Annotated in this window: 17 protein-coding genes; 11 read left to right on the top strand and 6 right to left on the bottom strand. The window is 49.8% G+C overall.

Features of this window, described 5'->3' with window-relative positions; genetic code table 11:
• The first annotated feature begins 2 nt into the window (after nucleotides 1–2).
• From ACYP2Q_RS15160 to ACYP2Q_RS15115, 10 genes are all read left to right on the top strand, one after another.
• Nucleotides 3–2204, top strand: coding sequence for a hypothetical protein (locus tag ACYP2Q_RS15160; protein WP_459731173.1), 2202 nt, complete (start codon nucleotides 3–5; stop codon nucleotides 2202–2204).
• A complete protein-coding gene (locus ACYP2Q_RS15155) occupies nucleotides 2201–4240 on the top strand; it encodes a tyrosine-type recombinase/integrase (RefSeq protein ID WP_459731172.1) in 2040 nt (679 codons plus the stop codon). Before ACYP2Q_RS15160 ends, ACYP2Q_RS15155 begins: the two co-directional genes overlap by 4 nt.
• A complete protein-coding gene (locus ACYP2Q_RS15150; protein ID WP_459731171.1) occupies nucleotides 4237–5232 on the top strand; it encodes a hypothetical protein in 996 nt (331 codons plus the stop codon). The genes ACYP2Q_RS15155 and ACYP2Q_RS15150 overlap by 4 nt, the downstream gene beginning before the upstream one ends.
• Nucleotides 5232–6512, top strand: coding sequence for a hypothetical protein (locus ACYP2Q_RS15145; RefSeq protein WP_459731170.1), 1281 nt, complete (start codon nucleotides 5232–5234; stop codon nucleotides 6510–6512). The genes ACYP2Q_RS15150 and ACYP2Q_RS15145 overlap by 1 nt, the downstream gene beginning before the upstream one ends.
• Before the next feature lie 441 nt (nucleotides 6513–6953).
• Complete coding sequence (locus ACYP2Q_RS15140) at nucleotides 6954–7358, top strand: hypothetical protein (RefSeq protein WP_459731168.1); 405 nt, start codon at nucleotides 6954–6956, stop codon at nucleotides 7356–7358.
• Between the two features lie 149 nt (nucleotides 7359–7507).
• Entirely contained in the window at nucleotides 7508–8062 is a 555-nt protein-coding gene (locus ACYP2Q_RS15135) for a hypothetical protein (protein ID WP_459731167.1), read from the top strand.
• A gap of 507 nt (nucleotides 8063–8569) precedes the next feature.
• Nucleotides 8570–8935: an MbcA/ParS/Xre antitoxin family protein gene (locus tag ACYP2Q_RS15130; RefSeq protein WP_146118225.1), complete on the top strand. Its 366-nt coding sequence runs from the start codon at nucleotides 8570–8572 to the stop codon at nucleotides 8933–8935.
• A 637-nt stretch (nucleotides 8936–9572) separates the two neighbouring features.
• Nucleotides 9573–9854, top strand: coding sequence for a hypothetical protein (locus tag ACYP2Q_RS15125; protein ID WP_459731166.1), 282 nt, complete (start codon nucleotides 9573–9575; stop codon nucleotides 9852–9854).
• An 80-nt stretch (nucleotides 9855–9934) separates the two neighbouring features.
• Entirely contained in the window at nucleotides 9935–10144 is a 210-nt protein-coding gene (locus ACYP2Q_RS15120; RefSeq protein WP_459731165.1) for an AbrB/MazE/SpoVT family DNA-binding domain-containing protein, read from the top strand.
• The gene (locus tag ACYP2Q_RS15115) at nucleotides 10144–10542 is read left to right on the top strand and encodes a hypothetical protein (RefSeq protein WP_459731164.1); all 399 of its coding nucleotides are present in this window, start codon (nucleotides 10144–10146) and stop codon (nucleotides 10540–10542) included. The genes ACYP2Q_RS15120 and ACYP2Q_RS15115 overlap by 1 nt, the downstream gene beginning before the upstream one ends.
• Before the next feature lie 18 nt (nucleotides 10543–10560).
• On the opposite strand, the gene ACYP2Q_RS15110 is transcribed toward ACYP2Q_RS15115, so the two are convergent.
• The gene (locus ACYP2Q_RS15110; protein ID WP_459731163.1) at nucleotides 10561–10953 is read right to left on the bottom strand and encodes an antitoxin Xre/MbcA/ParS toxin-binding domain-containing protein; all 393 of its coding nucleotides are present in this window, start codon (nucleotides 10951–10953) and stop codon (nucleotides 10561–10563) included.
• Nucleotides 10954–11251: 298 nt separating this feature from the next.
• On the opposite strand from ACYP2Q_RS15110, the gene ACYP2Q_RS15105 reads away from it, so the two are divergent.
• Nucleotides 11252–12148, top strand: a complete 897-nt coding sequence (locus ACYP2Q_RS15105; RefSeq protein ID WP_459731162.1) for a Fic family protein — start codon at nucleotides 11252–11254, stop codon at nucleotides 12146–12148.
• A 369-nt stretch (nucleotides 12149–12517) separates the two neighbouring features.
• On the opposite strand, the gene ACYP2Q_RS15100 is transcribed toward ACYP2Q_RS15105, so the two are convergent.
• From ACYP2Q_RS15100 to ACYP2Q_RS15080, 5 genes are all read right to left on the bottom strand, one after another.
• Nucleotides 12518–13111 (bottom strand): hypothetical protein, encoded by a 594-nt coding sequence (locus tag ACYP2Q_RS15100; RefSeq protein WP_459731161.1) that lies wholly within the window; start codon nucleotides 13109–13111, stop codon nucleotides 12518–12520.
• 1127 nt (nucleotides 13112–14238) lie between these two features.
• On the bottom strand, nucleotides 14239–14826 hold the full coding sequence (locus ACYP2Q_RS15095; protein ID WP_459731160.1) for a Cap15 family cyclic dinucleotide receptor domain-containing protein: 588 nt from the start codon (nucleotides 14824–14826) through the stop codon (nucleotides 14239–14241).
• Nucleotides 14827–15258 (bottom strand): hypothetical protein, encoded by a 432-nt coding sequence (locus ACYP2Q_RS15090; RefSeq protein ID WP_447764715.1) that lies wholly within the window; start codon nucleotides 15256–15258, stop codon nucleotides 14827–14829.
• A 266-nt stretch (nucleotides 15259–15524) separates the two neighbouring features.
• Nucleotides 15525–16034, bottom strand: a complete 510-nt coding sequence (locus ACYP2Q_RS15085; protein ID WP_447764717.1) for a Mov34/MPN/PAD-1 family protein — start codon at nucleotides 16032–16034, stop codon at nucleotides 15525–15527.
• Nucleotides 16022–17638, bottom strand: coding sequence for a ThiF family adenylyltransferase (locus tag ACYP2Q_RS15080; protein WP_459731159.1), 1617 nt, complete (start codon nucleotides 17636–17638; stop codon nucleotides 16022–16024). Before ACYP2Q_RS15080 ends, ACYP2Q_RS15085 begins: the two co-directional genes overlap by 13 nt.
• Nucleotide 17639: the final 1 nt, after the last annotated feature.

Raw genomic sequence — 17639 nt, 5'->3', positions numbered from 1 at the left:
TAGTGAAACATCTATTTAAAACCAAAGAAGTAGTGCATGACACTGCCTTGACTTCGGACAATCATGAAGTCGAATGCACTTACCAAGGACACGCTTTTTACAGCATCAGCAAGGCTATCTGTATCGGCCTTCATTTGGTGTTTTTGAAGTATTGCCCGGTGAGGACACGCGTTTCTGCGAGCAGCCTTCGTAGAGCGATTTGGATCTTCTTCGATTTTGCGCAAGGGTATAACTCATCTCGCCCGGAGTTACTGCAAATCAACAAGGTTGCAGACATCAGCAATGAGGTGTTCAATAACTTCCAGAGATATCTGCTTGAAAATAATGAACCGATAAGTAATGCTGGCGTCTTAAAAACCGCTTTAAATAATGCTGCCTCGCTTACAGAGGCCATCCCCGGCCTGCTTTTGCCATACGTTATTAAAGCCAAAAACCAGCCTAGAGCCCCACTAAATGATGAGGCTGATGCGGCGCTCGAGAGCGCATTCACATCCCATATCAATCTCCTCTATAAAAAGATAAGTTTCCGAGAAGAGGTGCATAACGCGACCGCATACACGTACAACGAGGTATATAGCGCGATTGCTAAAGACCATTCTCGCGCTAGCATTTTTCAATGGTTGCAGTATTGCGAAGAAAACAATATTAAAATTACGGGCAGGACGCTACTCAGTCGAGCCTCTCAATCCACAGACGTACTTTTGCGCACATTTGCGTCACTTCCGGATGGTCGAAAAAAAATACTCGCTGAGTTCAATAATCGCGGGGAGGAATTCAAGCTCTTAAACCCTGTAAATCCTTTTGCAGGAAGGAAAATATTGAGCTTTAAACCTGATCCGGCTCGAACTCTAAAGACGCTTCTTGATAATGGTTATCCATTTAATATGAAGCTATGCGACATTGGCTCTAATTACGCCTTCAATGACATTTCCTCCTTGGCGCACTGCAATGATGTGGTACAGCTGTTAATATTCAGGTGGCGAGGAGACTTTCAAGCCAGCATTCCAGAACAGCTTCCTATATGGGATGATCTTTTGGGCATGTACTACCCTAGCATGCTCGACATGTCCTGCCTTATTCAGTTCATCATGCTCCAAACCAATTGGAACAAAGAAACCGTTCTAGCATTGGATCCTGAAAACTATGAGCACGCTTTGACTGGTGCAATGAACGAAGAGCACGTGGTATTACAATCAGAGAAGAACAGAAGTCAGGGAGTAGGTAAACCTTACCACGCGCCCAAGGAAGTCATCGCCGCAAGCACTCGCTCGGACAAATATTCAGCTTGGAATTTGTTTGCATTAGCAAATAATCTTTCAGCGCCACTTAAACCGTACGCATTGGATTACATAAACCACGGAAAAACTAAGGATCATTACAACTCAGCATTCCTATGCATTCGCTTTTATGCCGACTGGGTGAGCAAAGGTGGCCGGCACACATCTGCCTCTAATGACAAAGCGTTCCTGCAGGGAATCAAACAGTTTCTCAAAAAATATGAAATTTTTGAAGATGGCGAAAAATTGACCAGCGCTAAAGATCTCACACTTAGGCTGAGACCTACGTGGGTTAAACGCAGGAAACAATCTGGAGATATTTCGCATGGGTTCCTTGCTCTGTTCTTAGGGCACAATAGCCCGAGCACTACCGACATCCATTACGACAACTCTGCGCATGCTCAGATGGAGCGTTATGATCGCCTGGAGTCCGAATTGGAGTCGATTGTTGCCCTCATGTACGATGGAAAGTTTGAGGGGATGCTGGGCACCCCTGCACAAGAGGCTGTAAATCTTCCATTCAAAGTGTTCCATATTCCAGGTATGGAGAAACCGCTTTGGGCATGTTCAAACCAAAAACAACCAACGTGGCACGGTGCAAGGTCGCGAGTTCAGCCGGGCCAAAAGTGCTACGTCGTTAGCAAATGCATTTTCTGTACCCAAGCATATATGTTTGAGGATTCGTTACCATATTTAATGGAACGCAGAATTCACGTCGTTGAACTGGTGGATGATCAGCCGCCCTCCTCGTCCGATTACAGCAATGACCTCGAGATCGAACTCTCGAAAATCGACTCGATTTTGGACAATTGGGAGGATGACCGAGCGATCAAAGAGGCGTCTCGCTATCAACGCCGCAACACTCCGCTACTACCCAGAGACCTGAATTTTCTCCAAGTAATTCTTGAAGAGGAAGACAAGGAATGACACGTAAAGCCGCAATACTCAGCGAAGCCGAGCTTGCCATCCTCGAAGATGTGCTTGATAAAGATTTTCAGGATGATCTCCACGATGCGGCAGAGCAAGAGCTTGAGCGTCTTCTCCAAGAAACAGGCGGAACCGTAAAACAAACCCAAAGCTCGCTTCTTAAAAAGCTTGAGGTGAGCCCAGAAGGTGATTTTCCAGTTTCGAATTATTCGAAGTACAGCGACTCAAGCTGGGTAATTTTCAAAGATAAATATGGGACAGCCACACGCGTATCTTTCGAAGGCTTGTCCCATCATGTTACCTCGATCAAAAAATCGTTCATTTATCACTTGATTCCTGAGTTCGCTCCTTTTGGCGGTATTCGAGCCTATTCCACAACCAAAAACCACAGCTCAAATTTTCGGATCTTGGAGAAATACGTCTTTCAAGATAATCATCTAATTGGTGATGCCGAGTCTCTGTCCTTCGTGACCCCGAAACTCTTAATCAACGCTCTAAACAGGGCTAAAGAGTCACCGGCATTTACACATTATCATTATCTTTTTCACCACCTTCGTTTTTGGCTTTCGCTAAGCGCACAGCAACTAATTCCGGTTGAGCACAGAATTTCTGTCTCAGCTAATGCCGTTGACACCCCAGAACGACGAAAGGATGTGATCCGTCATTTTACCGGCTCGCTTTCCACTTGGATTCCGTTCACCGAACCTGAACTCAAGAAAATGGCCGAATATGCTTTTTTTTGGACGGACAAGGCAATTCCTTTACTTCTGCAAGCGAAGGATTTTCTGGTAAACAAGAACCTCACCGACCTGAAAAAGAAGCACCTTAAACGCTACAAGGAGGATCCGGAACTAGAAGATGCCCTGAATCTTGAAGCAGACGGTACGCCGATCCTATCAGTTACCAAAAAAAAATATGACATCAATCGCTCTTGGACTTACTCATGGCTTCGCAGCTACAAAAGCGCCATCGATTCGGTAAGAGGAGCGCTGTACATTCTAGTAGCTCTCGTTACTGGATTGCGGGCTAGCGAACTTGAGACCCTAAAGTTCGAGCACGTTATAGAATCGAAGAGTGGCCGTTTCAAGCTCCAGATCACTCGTTTCAAGACTAGCCAAGACCCTAACTACAAGGGAGACACCAGCTTCATTCCGCTCCCTAAATTCATCGGAAAAAAGATCAAAGAGTACAAACAACTCAGATCGATTTATGGGCTTGAGCGCGAAGGTTATCTGTTCCAGTCTAACCGCAGCACCAAGAAAGTTAAACGTCAATCATCGGTGCGAGTTGAGCGGATCACTGATGAGCTTGAAGAGCTTCTTGGTATTGAACGCATCCACACTCATCGCTTCCGGAAAACGATTGCGGAGATTTTGATCAACCGAAGCGAGCGAAATATTGACATCATCAGGCTGCTTTTTGGACATGCCAGTTATGCGATGACGCTTCGGTACATTGGACGCAACCCTTACATCGTACAAAGTGTTGCCCATGCGATTGAGCAGAACTACATCGAAGATTTTACCGATATCATCACCTCGGTTAAAACTTCCGGCTCTTCAGGTGAAAGTGCACGACGACTTGTCGATAAAATTACTGCGCGCCCAGATGCGTTTAGCGGGAAGCAACTCAGGGTGACCATTTTCACCTATGTCAGCCACTTGCTTTCGTCTGGTGAGCCTTTGTTCATCTACCGCACTGCGGTGGGCAGCTATTGCGTTAGCACCGAACTCTACTCCTCGCCTGCGCTCCCGCCATGCTTGGCCCATCGCAAGGGTGTCGTGAAGAGCACACTCCCGGATCCCCTTTTCTGCAATACGGCGTGCCCGCACGCAGTGATCGTGGGTAAAGCTGCAAAAGCGCTTGAGGACAATACTAACTTCTATCAGCACATGCTGGACAATGCTAGCGAAACACTGTCCGAGACCTCGAAGGCGATGCTCCGGCAGAAGGTCTTGGAGAACTCAAGGCATTTGAAAGCGTTGAAAAACGATAAGTCTTATCAGCTGATTCCGTCAATGGAAGCCCAAATATGAGTAGCCAGGATACCCGCAACAAGCTGATTGGCATCATTAAGCAGCATCAGTTAGATAAAGGTATGAGCAAGCTGCCTATTGGTAAACTTTCCGACCTTGCCGGAATTACCCGACAAGCATTTAACCGTTATTACGGTGATCTGAAAGAGTATGCGACTGGCAAACAGTCTGTTGCCAGACTATTAGTAGATGATGGCGCCTCTCTTAGTGAGCTACTTGAAAATAGAGAAGAAAAAATCAGCCAACTGGAGCAGGAGATAATCAAGGCAAATTTAGCCCATAAAGCTGAACTCGAAAAAGCCATTGAAAACCATATTACGTCACTGATGAATAATGACATCATGGTGTACGAGTCTGGCCAGATTAGCGCAACTCTCGTTAATCAAAACAATCACAACGCTTACCTAATCAAGCGGGTGAGTGAGCTTGAGGTGAGCAATACAAAGATGGTGGCGGACGCTGTGTCCTCGCCTAATTCAAATAGAGCTGACCGCCCGTCAAAATCGACAAAGAATTTCATCCCACTGGAGCTTGATCTCAAAGCAGCGAGAAGAGCCTATGCATCATCAAATGACTTTGTCGCATATGAAGACGCTAAAGATGCTGAGATTCAAAAAGCCATAAAAACGATCAAATCTCTGCCAACTCCTCAAAATGCTGACATTATAATTTTTCAAGAACGCTACATTTCGGATTTCAGCTTGTTCTGCTCAAAAATCCACCCACAAGAAAACCATATTCTCATCATTCTTCAACTACCTCTCTATAACCGCCAAGAGATTCAGCTTGTCATCAAAGACCTCCAACCCGCTGCTTCGATATCTATTCAAATTCCTTACAGCTCATCAGATGCCATCATATCAGCAAAGCGTCAGTTTAGTTTCAGAGATGTGCCGACGGAAGAACTGCAAGATGCAGACACAGCAAAAATACCTTTAATGGATTGGGGGTTTGATTCTATTCAACTAACAAGAATCAAACAAGGTGACTAATGATCTCGTTCGAAATTAAGCCCATAAAGTACCACAGCATAATGCTCGAGACCGGTGTCGAGCACTACGTTCTACTAGCAGAGCAAAAAGGCAAAAAAGTACTGGTAAGCATCCCAAACCTATACCTCTACAACAAAAGCCGCTCTTCGCTGCAGACATCAAAAAGATATGCAACATTAATTGCTCAATTCTATAGATTCCTCTCTAGCCACGAGCGCTTTAAATCCGTAGAGCCTGGCGACTACCATCTTCACGTAACCAACACTGAGCTTCGACAGTGGCAAATATATAGACAATTGATAAGGGTTAACAAAGCCAGCACACACCCCACCTCCGAGACAATATTCAACGATGCATGCGTAGTACTTTACTTTTTTAGGTGGTTGGTCGACGAAGGCATACCTACCAGCGTAAAAATCGCCCTGAAGACTTGGACTGCCAACTTCAAGGACAGACGCTTGCTTAGCTACATAGCAAAGAAGACCAAACACGCCGTTGACACAGACCCCATTCGAGTACTGGACAAACAAGCAAGACAGAAAAAAGCGGTACACCTCATCAAACACAGCGAAGTCAAGACTTTACTAGCAGCATATCCAGACAAAGTCTACGCAACTCTATTTAAATTTGCCTTAGCTACAGCAATGCGTCCGATGGAGTTAGTAAAATTCCCCTATATGGGCAATGGTAAAAACCGCCATATTTTACCTTATAACGAAATGGACAGAGAATCAAAGTCGTTTTCATATGAAGTCTTGGGCAAAGGCAACAAACTCAGAGATATCATTATTCCTAGTTATGCTCTTCAGCTTCTCTATGATGATTATATCAAAACGGAGTATCCCGCTCGAGCCAAGCTGTATCGTGAAAAGTACGGTAAAAAATGCCCTCTGTCGATTCTGTTCCTGACCTCGGAAGGTGCTCCGGTAACTCAAAGTATGATAGCGAACGCGACTAATTATGCTAAGAGACTTGCCATTGCCAATGACCCTAGCTTCGGTATTAAGAATATTTTCTACCATGCCAGAAAATGGTGGCCAACCATGATGATGGTTCAGCATCATAACGGTGAAAAAATTCTAGAGAAGAACGCTGAAGTGATGCACATCGCACTCACCCAGGTGATCATGAATCAGATGGGCCACGAAGACCCTAGTACCACTTACAACCATTATCTTGTTCTTGCACGGTATCTGATCATGGCGAACAAGGGTATAACCCATGAAACCATCCACGAAGACGCACTAAACATTCATGAAGCGCTAGAAACGTACGGGTAACATCAAGGCCACTGCAGGCGGAGAGCTTCGGTTCTCCTGCGTGTCCTTCCGTGCTTGAAGCCTTGCCGCATTTCAACGCGAGGAGGTAGCACAAAGGCCTATACGATAGTTATTAAGGTGCTCGCCTGAGTCAGTCAGCCGGGCCCACCAGAATGGGCGGCGATATGACTCAATCCCAATGTGCTTCTTTGAACCACTATGGTATGTGAGGCCGACAAAAATGATCGAAAGCAAGCGCTGGACATCTATACTTTAAGATCTAGGGGATGAAATGGTGACCTCATCGTCGACGTACCTCCAGGGCTGTTTAAGGAATTAGAGGTAGGCGAAATGGAGATCAAGGTCTCAATGGCTTAATAAGCCTGTCTCCTAGGACATCCCCACCTCCTTGACTTTATTTGGTTTGTGGAAGGTACGATCCACTCCTGCAGAGAAATATTGATGAGTGATGTAAATGGCCTGTGGCAGCGGGAGCGCAAACGTCGCTATGCACTGTGGGATTTAGAAAGGCTACAACCTGGATCTGATCGAGCGGTTCAGTACCTTGCGATTCTTGATGAAATTGAGCGCCAAGATCGAGATGACCCCATTGGCGATGCAGTCGCCATGTCGGTTGAAGAGCTACGAGAATGTGTCCCAGAAACCGAGATTGAGGGAGTCAGCGGATCCCACTTCGTCGTCGTGCTTGACGAGCACATACCAGAGCCTTGGAAGACGCGTTTCGAAGAAGCGAGCATCGGGTCTACCCGTTTACGACAGGGCTGTTATGCGAGAGATTGGCGCCGTTTTTTAAGACTATGGACGGCCGAGGTGCAACACCTCGCAGCGCATAGGGAAATACGTTAAAGCCTACTCTTGAGTCTCAGGGTCGTCAGAGAGTTTCAGGGTGCTGGAGCCGATCAAATAAGGCGCCTGACGGATATCACATCAGAACTCCCTTCTCCAGCTGGCCGATAAGATCGAAGACAGCGTTCGTTTCCACCCTTGTCCCCAGCATGTTGAGTGCTGCCTACGCGGCAGTTAACCCTACGTTCGCTGCTGGCCGTTTTCCCAACTGGGCGTTGGTCGATATGGTGGATAAAGCGCCTTGCATGGACGGTGCTGAGCTTACGGCGCTGTCGATGGTTTGCGGAGCTTCCATGCCTACGTTCTCCAGTGCATCAGAGCGCGGAAATATTTTTGGGCAAGCAGTGTGGGGAATCGTAGAGGCTTACTCGCTTGAGGGTTGTTTTGAGCACGTCGAACGCGCCTATGGTAGCCAAGGCAGCCATTACAACTTGCGGCCTCGCGGCTTCGATTGGGCTGACGGAGAAGAGCCCGTCCCTGAATACTTGAAAGCAATGCGCAAAAGCTATCGCGCAATGTCGCCGCTGCAACAGATCATGGTTTTAACGATCATGCACTTGTACAACCAGGGCAAAGACAAGACATATCTGATTGGGGGCTGTCCGACGAAAATTCCTGCCGCCGAGGCAATGAATATTCTTCGCAGAAATGGGCCGGCGCTCTCAGCCTGGGGCCACATGGTTACTCATTATGCGGGCTGGTAAGTAATGGTTGTTTAAGCCCCGCACATGGCGGCGGCAGTAGGATGGCATGTCATCGCACTCCCAAGAGTTGATTTCGCTGTAATAGCCAAAGACAACGCCATGCGCCTCTGGGCGAGGGCCTTTGATAAGGCTTCTAGCTGAGAGGCCATTGTTTTGGGCGTGCCCCTGGTCGGAGATGGCTGTCGTAAACCAAGCCCACGCGCAAGGCGTTGGTCTTGGCCCTTCGGGCTTCCATCCGCACGCCTGCGCGCTCCGCTTGCCTGCCTCCCCCCTCGCCTTCTGGAGTCTGTAACGTAGCTTTGTGCGCTGTAACGTAAGCAGTGTTACAAAGCACAAAATTACCTTACAGACCATTGATTGCATGGCTGCTGGAGCCGTTCACGAGTGGAGTAATTCAGAACATTGAAGGATCAATTTAGTCGTCGGTCAGAAGAGGCCATACTGGTCGATGGAGAAGGATTGATAAATTCGGTCATCACAGACCAGTCATCACAGATATGGTGGAGCATGAAATCAGTCACATCGAGCGCTGAAAACGCTGTACTTGGCAAAGCTTTTATCCGAGCCGGAGAAGGGTTGGGGCTTGATGACACTGATCTGGCAGCTGTCTTGGGCGAGCAGGTTTCCACTGTGCTGCGTCTGCGTCACGGACATGAACTGCTTGAACCTAGCACCGAAGCGCGGAGCCGAGGCATGCTCTTGGTTGAGTTGTATCAGTCATTGCTCGCGCTTGTAGGAACCGAGCAAAATGCAAAGATCTGGATAAGCAGCAAGAATCGTGGTCTGAGTGGTCGACCACGTGATCTCATCGCATGCAGAACGGGACTCGAGCAAATTGTCCAATATCTCGCTGCTACTCGCTCAATCATTTAACATATCCTGCACATCGCTGAAAATGCTGCCACGGAACACCAAATCAGGACTGCGGCATGAAGTGGTTCGGTCGATTGATAGGACTCGTTTGTCGAGACAACAGATCAGACCGCGAGCAAGCCAGAGATCGGGTTGTTGGCGCTGATTGAAAGTTGACCCAGCCGGCTGATTTTGACTGCCCCCCATACCCACCCTCTGAAATCCCGCGCTAGCCATCGTTGCCTGAGTATTCGAATGGGGCAATGGATTCCGGCAGCTCGGGTCATAATCGTATCACCACTTACACATTCGTGATAATCACATCGGAATCGCGAAGTTTTGCGATACCACTCGACCTGATTTTCTGCTCACTAAGATCACCAAACCCGCGATCCGCCAAGTGGCTTGTAATCTCACCGGTTGACGCGTAGTCCTTGTTGGCCAACTCACTTTGAAGCCGAAGGTAGTCAAGGATACAGAGCTGCAAGCGCTCATCTTCGTCAGGATGCTGCCGACCTTATCGATGAACCGATCCGCCTGCATAAGTGCCTGTTGATGCACCCGATAATCGGCATACTAACTATCGTCAACGGGATCAGAAAGTAGCGTTTTCACCATTCAATAAGCCAATCGCTGGCCACCAATCAGGAGTAAAAAATTGCTTAACCGTCCCGATAAAGACGCCCTCCGTGCGATGCTGGAATCGCAAGTTCAAGAGAAGCTGCAGCGCGATCCAGACGCAGTAACGACCTATGCCGCCAAGCCTGAACCAGAGCGCAAACCGTACACCAGCAAACCCACGGTTCAAGACAAGGCTTTTCACAAAGAGCTCGAGCAAATGCGAGCAGATGCTGAAGCTGGAGTGATACATACGCCCAAGCGTGAACCGGAGGACGGGGTTGAGCCCAGCCTTAAGCTTGATGATTATCCGGATCTGTAAGACGTGACTCAGAGATTTTACGGGCGTTGAATGGCTTGTAGGATCAGAAGTAAAGGAAACCACACGTGAGAAAACCACCTATGAAAATCATCATCGAAGAATGGGATGGTGACGGCGCGATTCGAATTCCCGATGAGGCGTTGCAGGAGCTCGAACTGGATGTCGGCGACGCTGTGTACCTGATAGAAGAATTTGTCGGCAACACGCGCTGCCTCGTCCTATCGAAAGAGCCTCAAATTTCGGATCGAATAGACGAGCTCACTGAGACCTGGAATAGCGGACAAAAATGATGACGAATCGTCTCTGGCAACGTGAAAGGAAACGACGCTACGCCTTGTGGGATTTAGAAAGGCTGCAGCCTGGATCTGATCGAGCGATTCAGTACCTGGCGATTCTTGATGAAATTGAGCGCGAAGATCGAGATGACCCCATTGGCGATGCAGTAGCCATGTCGATTGAGGAGTTACAAGAGTGCGTTCCAGAAACTGAAATCGTGGGTGTCAGCGGATCCCATTTTGTCGTCGTGCTTGACGAGCACATACCAGAACCGTGGAAGACGCGTTTCGAAGAAGCGAGTACTGGGTCTACCCGTTTACACCAGGGTAGCTATGCGAGAGATTGGCGTCGGTTTTTACGACTATGGACAGTCGAAATGCAGCACCTCGCGGCACATAGAGAGATGCGTTAGGCGCTGGCCTGACGAGTCTCACACGAGCACCGCCCTCTCCAGTCGACCGATAAGGTCGATGACGGCCTCCGTTTCCACCCTCGTCCTCATCATATCCAGAGGACGCTTCGAACCAAGTCCACGAACCGGCGTACTCATCCATTCCGTTGCAGCGGCTACATCGTTTTCGAACAGGGAAAGGGCTTTCTCAAAGACAGCTACCAATGCGACGAGTCGGTCGCTTTCTATGGCGTTGAACCGTCCTACCCTCTCCCTCCGGGCCATCGTTGTGGGAGACATGCAAATAGCTTTGGAGACAACCCCTCGCTGCACCTGCAAAAAGCTCGCTATCCGCCCGAGGTATTCGAAAGGCAGTCCTTCACGAACCAGGTCATGAAGTCTGGTGCCGCGTGACGGCAGTCCGAGTGTCATCCAAATGCTCGGTGGGATTTGGGGCCCTGGTTGGTATTCCTTGATCGATGACAGCACTTTCACCTCCATCTGAAAAATCTACCACCGAGCCGGGCTAGGTGGCCCGAACCAGCGACATCTTCATTGCCCGCCACGTAGGATCTGTCAGACGCTGGAAGACGCGATATCGAGAGGTAGTGAGTTCATCCTAGCTTGTGAGCTTTCGTGACTTCCACGATATGGTACGCACCGCTTCGCTCGTTTAGAAATCTACACTTGTTGCATGACAAGCGCTTCAAGCACGGATAGTGTCAGCGCCATGAATGTCTCAAACCCGGCCCTCCCCGACTCGATTCCTCCGCCATTACTGGCGAGCGCAGACTTGCTGGTGACGAAGGCAGCTTTCCTGGCCGGCATGATTTCACCTGAAACCGCTGCCTGCTTAAGCAACCTGCTGATGGACTCTGACGCCCATTTTTCAAGGATCATCGACGGGTACCACACTGAGCCAAAAGTTCTGAAGGATGCATTTAGCTCAGCGAACAAGCAGTCCACGCTGATGAAAGTACCTGAGCTTCGTCGACGTATCGTTGCGGTGCTAGCCCACCACTTTCACGTTCTCCAAACTCAAGCGCTTCCCGATGCTAAAGGAGCTATCGCGAGGGCGATCATTCACCAGCATTTGGCTCAGCTCGGGTTGCATCCCCACCTGTGGTCGCTTGCTCGTGGCCTTGCCCGTCGGCACGAGGAATATCACGCTTTGGCTCCGACTCATCGCACGCGAGTGAGCGAGTCTATTGGTGGTATCCAACCGACAGGTAAATCCACTCTCAGTTTCATTGAATTCATGCTTGAGGTTTGCCTTGGAGAATTGGATTACATGACTGCTGCGCTGAATCGAGGACGGCTTCGGGAGGCAGTTATGCATGTATTCAGATCGAACTCGTGGCTAGCAGAGGCAGGAATCAGACCGCAAACAGCGCCGGCATATCTTTCATTGCTGATCCAGGGCGCACTTCCTCGCGTAGAGTTCGAAACCTTTACCGGGCTTCACCCTAGCGAAGCATCCGATCAGCTCAGCAGGTTGATTAATGTTGGCATTGCGGTGAGCGCGGCAGCTAATCTCCATACGGTGCAGGTAGGCCTCCCGCTCTGGTTTGCACAGGATATTTTCCCTGATTTCTCTTTAGCGGAAAGCGAAGTCAAACCTGGCTAGAAGCCCGAAGGGCCGATAGTTTTGAGCTGTGGATACGGGCGATGTGCTGAATATCGCGGCCTTTGTCTCTTGGTTTTCTACTGATCGATCTCTGACTGTCGGGCTTTACGGCGCAGTAGGCTTGGATATCCCGTGGTTTGTCTCTTGGCCTTCAGCGACGGCCACTCGGGACACCCACCAGCACGGGCCGGCTGGAGTATCGTGGCATTTGTCTCTTGGTTTTATGCGGATTGATCTCCTGCCGAGCAGTGTTTGCGGTCGAGGACTTGAATATCACGTGATCGGTCTCTTGGTTTTCAGAGACAGCATCTCCAGGCACGCTCGACGCTGGCTGGCCTGGCCGGAATATCGCGGCTTTTGTCTCTTGGTCTATATCCGTCTGAATTCATCCCCCATTGACCTGCGACTCACGCTAGTGGTTTCCAATACGTCCAGCGGCTCACTCCCTACGGCTTCCATCAAAGAGTTAGCTAGCCAAACTGCATCAACCATGCTGAACGAATAGCACATAAAGTCGAAGACGAGCTCTATTCCACCGTCATCAATTGTGTAGACACCCACTCCCCCAGTTACATCGTCCACACGGCTTGAAAACTCACCAAAATAGATTTCATCCTCTGTTTCCGAGCAGTTGAATCTTCCGTCAGCTGTATAGCTCCAGCATCCCGGCGCTCTATTACAAAACTTCCTTTCAAGCTTACTGGTGCGCTTGGCAGGTGTTGGTAGAAAACCCGCCTTGTTTCCCACCGTCACGAGGACAGCATCGTAAATACAGCGTGCGATCTCTTCAGCTACGGCGTTAGCAAGCCTTATAGATACGACATCTAAATTAATATCAACACTGTTAACTCCCTGACAACTTGATATTTTGCAGGGATATTGGTCGTTGTATTCACGCTCTCGCCAGCATGTGAGATTGCGAGTCGCAAGGAATACTTCTGACTGCCCGTCATGTTTGCTCACAAAACACCGCCATTAAATATGCTCTTAAAATCTAATCGGACGGGTTAAGGGCAGACTTTAACGTAGAAGAGAAATATTTTTCGTAAGAACAGATTATGATGAGCTCTCTTCACTGCCTGAGCCGGGCCCAAGCGACCGAAAAAGCAACATCTCCATCTGCAGTACGAGGTCGTCGCACGCAGACGTTGCTGATGCCCGCAAACAAATGCAGTACGCTCTGTTCTTGAGCAGTACGATTGAATCAATGTCGTTGCGGAGTGTACAGAATGCAAATGAGGCGATGCTTAGGGAGAACCCGTGGCAATGGGCGATGCAGGAGAAAGGGAGATTGGTGGTTCTTTTGTGTAGAGCATCGCTCTTTCAAATTGTTTGGGCGTAGCGTTGCAGTGATCGGACTAGTTTCCGGTATCGTCACATTGCTGGGATGGTATTCCATTACTCCAAGTGATATCTGGCGCAGGATTCACTCACCGAAAACCTCACTCATGGACGTGATCGAGTCGGCCTCTGTGGAAGGAGTCAAGTACACTAAGCCCAGCAGTGAGACTGTGGTCGCCAAAGTAATGACCCGCGCCCCATTGGGTGATGCTAGCGCGATTACTGAAAGATACTTCCTTTTTTCTCTGGTGAGCCCCTTTAAGCCTTTTGCGATGGATACAATTTTTCGAGGCGACGGATGTCGATTCGTGGGGAAAGGAAAAGGGCTTTCTGACGATAAAAGCTACGGCTTTATCGACATTGCAGGTATCTCTTGCGTCGACGATCGGGGGGTTGCCTACGAGCTTCATGCTCCAGTAACAGGCCGGCTTGGCTTCGTTACGAACGTTGGTGATTTAGCGAGTGACAGCGTAAACCTCGTGCTTGACGGTGAAGATCATACGCTTCGCCAATCAGATAACGTTCTAATCCGATTTGACCTCCCAGTAGTAGCGCTTACTGAGATTGCGCGCACTAGGTAGAAGGGCTTAATGGTTGCAGCCTATGGCGAAGATGGTTAGCGTCTTCCCTATTCCAACCAGTTGATACATGTGTTGTCCCCCTGAAGCCGTGAAAATGACTTATTACGCTATACCGGCAGCGATGATAGGTGCGTTCATTAGGCCACCATGCCCCACAACCATATTTTTTTAAGCACGCGTCAATTCGTAATGACCTTGAGTATTTCGGTTAGTGAAGTAGTTACCAGAGAGTTTTTCAGAGCGCCCCTCAAAAAATTTCAGAATCGCAGCCCCCTCATATGCACGTGTATCCTGGCCATTACGCATTTTGGGTACCACCCTGAAGACGTAGTAAAGTAAAGGCCGGCCTGACTCAGGATCTTTTTTTTGCTGAACGCTTAGAGTTTCCGAGTCTGACCCATCTGCATCAACCTCAATGCTGATTGACAAAAACGTCTGCCTAATCGTCGCTTTAGCCTTCGCTATGCCGTTATTCTCAGGCGACTGGTAAAAAATAATCATCTCCCATTCCCCGTTCAGGTCAGGGAACAGCAGCGAGCTAAGCCAAGGAACTGCCTTCCATAATTTTCGCCAAGCAAAGTAAACGAACAATAGTAGTAATATGTCATACACCGTCGCAATTGTTGCTACAGCGGAATACGCTTCCTTATTTGACAAATGAAAATGACTCACTGTAAAGACGGCGATTCCTGCGCAGACTGCATAAGCCGCGAGAATAAAACTGATGGTTTTTAATGGAGAAATAACGCTGAACATTCATACACTCTCGTAGTAAATTTCGACGCCGTTTTGGAATACCGCAATCCCCTGCGCTTTTGTGGCGATCCCTGATAGCTTGACCCCTTTGATCGCTGATCCGAACTGAGCAGCCAAATATCGCCCTCCAAATTTCCTATTCACATTCACAACTACGCTTTCTAGGATCGGCGGTGAAAAATACTGCGCTACGGCGAAAAGGTCGTATTGAGTCGTCAGCAGATGGAAGCCGTCATGTAAATCGCTCTCCGTTCGCGAAATGCTGACCAACGACTCCACAACATCTACTCCCTTTGGAAGCTCCGCCATTGGCCGCATCGGCAATACCGGCAAATCGACGTCTGGATCACAAACTATCAGCCCGATACCCGAAAAATCAGCACCTGCCATGTTCTTGATTTGTCGCAATAAGTGAACAAACTCCTCAGCCATATCCACACTCTGATCCCTATAGACTGATACTTTCGCCCTTGACAGCTCGGACGCACGCCCTATCTGAATTCTGCGCCACATCGTTTTTTTCGATTACCGAGCGGTGAAGCTCGTATAACACAGCTAGTCATCGGGCTTGCACAGTGCGCCCGCCCATTTTCGACTGGATAGTACCCTTAGCCCACAACCAAATCCTAAACCACTGCACGTTCACTGTAACTTGCAACCGAGACATTAAGCTTCATTTCCTGAGGCCGCGACTCGTCTCATCTAGGCAGCGCATTCCCATTAGCGTGACTAAGGTCAGCATGCTCAAGGATGCGTCGTTTACCGGTGCCGGACATGTACTCGACATGTAAATCCTGGCACCCCACGATTAGAGCCAGCAGCGGTCGGCCATCGCGCCGGTCAGAAGCCAGGATCTTCCACTCGTTTAGATCAATTGACGACGGCGTCGGATGATTCTGGGGGTGTGTATGCCACTCCCCGATGTATCGCACTAGGCCATTGCTCTCCTTCCACCGCTTCATGGCCAGCCGGTGATGAAAGTAGGGCATGCGCTCAAAGAGAAACCTGAAGCGCTTGTCCCAGAGCGAAGGCTCGGTCGCTTCGATAATCTCCAAATGCTCACCGCGAACGTGACCGAGCAATATACCCCCAGCCTCCTTTGAGTCGAAGCCCTCTTGAATGTACCGACTGAAGACGTCTAACGGCTGCTGATGCAGATACACCAACTGCTGAGTGCCGGGCACAACCCAGGTCGTCACGAACGACATGCTGGGCATCCCGCATGAGGCAGCGGCGAGCAATCAGAGGTTGCCGGTTCGTAGCTGTGATCGGTCAGCCGGGTTGAGAGCGAGGGCCAAGGTTTGCCCGCGACCCAAGCCAGTGCGGTATCTAATGCCAGGGCCGCAGCCTGAATCGACACCGATGCAGGGAACGGCACGTAGAGCCCTTCACACCCCTGCCCAGCGAAGATTGGCTGCACGCCTCCAACAACCGACAACAGGCTGCCCCGGCTATTGGCCTCAGTGAGGCATCGGTAGCAACCCTGCTCAGTACGTTGCTTGATCAGCGACCGCACGGCGACGCCCGCCCCCTCAATCCAAACGTGCAAGGTTGGGCATGACGCTGCCTTGGCAAGCCAATGGCCAAACGACTCCTCACCCGTGGCATCAATGATCAAATCCAGGCCACCCAAATTCACATCTTTGGCGTCGCTTGCAAAGGCACGCGTGTTGGCAGTCGGCATGGCTATCCTGAGCTCTTCTGCCAGTGCAGGCGCCTTGTCGCGGAACAGATAGTTAAAGCCCAGTCGATGCCGTCCGAGGTTCTGAGGCATCAAAATGTCGTTATCGATCAGCAGCAGCTCACCCCCACCCGTTCCCGCGCCGGCTTTTACGAGCATCTCGGCGAGAAAGCCGCCGATGGTGCCGCACCCGATCAATCCGGTGCGCTTGCCTGATAACGTGGTCTGTCCTGGGATGTTGCGTTCGCTCAGGTATCTGTCATCCAGACGGAGCATCTGCAGAGGCTCAACAGGACAGTCGAAGATTGGCAGGCGCTGATCAGTGGAGCGCTGGTCTTCAGGACGATTGCGCTGAAGGTCATGCACGAGAAAACCGTAGCTGTAACCCGTTTTCTCAGACTCGATAACTATGAGTATGCCGCCCGCCTCCTCGCGGTATGCCGTAATGATCTTATCGCGTATTTTGCGTTTGCAGGCGTCATCCATTTCATGTTGCCAGTCAAGGATCTGACCAACCGTTTTAGGCGGCCAGTTCTCCTGCAGCGGTCTTGGAGCTGCGCTGGAGGTAATCATCGCAACGTGCGCCGGGAACCCCTCGATTGCCCTACCCGCACGGGCAAACTTGAGTCGGCTTCGGGCGACATCATCAGTGAGCACATACATCTTGGTGTCCGATAGTTGAAGTATCTCGACCAGACCGGATGTACGCCGCTCAATGTCATGGAAGCAGTAGATGCCGTCCCAATAGACGAAGAACTCTTCCTGCAGATCTTCCTTCATTTTTCCAGCCAGAACCTGCTCAAGCACCTCGGAGGCCTGAAGCAGGGACGTACGGGTTTGCCCTACGGGATCGTAGATATCGATGACCTCGGTACCGGGTGCGGCGTAACAGAGATAGCCATCTGGGCTAAGGTGAGGCACGAGCCTAGGGAGCGCCTTAGGTACCCCGGTAAGCCATAGTTTGAGAGGCCGCTCAAATGAGCGGTCTATCCATACTTCGCATTGGACAGTCCCCTGAGTGGCCGTCGTCAATTCTCCGGCCATCACAAGCCACCCTGCGTTCGGCTGAGGATCTACCTTGGTAAATCCCCACCCGGTCATGTGGCGCAGCACTTCGGGCATGGCGTCCATG

This window comes from Pseudomonas sp. MHK4 (genome assembly GCF_054600775.1).
This window is presented reverse-complemented; position numbering and strand designations above follow the sequence as displayed.

Excerpts from the sequence above, each read along its gene's own strand:
- ACYP2Q_RS15155 (WP_459731172.1), top strand. The coding sequence starts at position 2,201 with ATGACACGTAAAGCCGCAATACTCAGCGAAGCCGAGCTTGCCATCCTC.
- ACYP2Q_RS15150 (WP_459731171.1), top strand. The coding sequence starts at position 4,237 with ATGAGTAGCCAGGATACCCGCAACAAGCTGATTGGCATCATTAAGCAG.
- ACYP2Q_RS15145 (WP_459731170.1), top strand. The coding sequence starts at position 5,232 with ATGATCTCGTTCGAAATTAAGCCCATAAAGTACCACAGCATAATGCTC.
- ACYP2Q_RS15140 (WP_459731168.1), top strand. The coding sequence starts at position 6,954 with ATGAGTGATGTAAATGGCCTGTGGCAGCGGGAGCGCAAACGTCGCTAT.
- ACYP2Q_RS15135 (WP_459731167.1), top strand. The coding sequence starts at position 7,508 with ATGTTGAGTGCTGCCTACGCGGCAGTTAACCCTACGTTCGCTGCTGGC.
- ACYP2Q_RS15130 (WP_146118225.1), top strand. The coding sequence starts at position 8,570 with ATGAAATCAGTCACATCGAGCGCTGAAAACGCTGTACTTGGCAAAGCT.
- ACYP2Q_RS15120 (WP_459731165.1), top strand. The coding sequence starts at position 9,935 with ATGAAAATCATCATCGAAGAATGGGATGGTGACGGCGCGATTCGAATT.
- ACYP2Q_RS15115 (WP_459731164.1), top strand. The coding sequence starts at position 10,144 with ATGACGAATCGTCTCTGGCAACGTGAAAGGAAACGACGCTACGCCTTG.
- ACYP2Q_RS15110 (WP_459731163.1), bottom strand. The coding sequence starts at position 10,953 with ATGACACTCGGACTGCCGTCACGCGGCACCAGACTTCATGACCTGGTT.
- ACYP2Q_RS15105 (WP_459731162.1), top strand. The coding sequence starts at position 11,252 with ATGAATGTCTCAAACCCGGCCCTCCCCGACTCGATTCCTCCGCCATTA.
- ACYP2Q_RS15095 (WP_459731160.1), bottom strand. The coding sequence starts at position 14,826 with ATGTTCAGCGTTATTTCTCCATTAAAAACCATCAGTTTTATTCTCGCG.
- ACYP2Q_RS15090 (WP_447764715.1), bottom strand. The coding sequence starts at position 15,258 with ATGGCTGAGGAGTTTGTTCACTTATTGCGACAAATCAAGAACATGGCA.
- ACYP2Q_RS15085 (WP_447764717.1), bottom strand. The coding sequence starts at position 16,034 with ATGTCGTTCGTGACGACCTGGGTTGTGCCCGGCACTCAGCAGTTGGTG.
- ACYP2Q_RS15080 (WP_459731159.1), bottom strand. The coding sequence starts at position 17,638 with ATGGACGCCATGCCCGAAGTGCTGCGCCACATGACCGGGTGGGGATTT.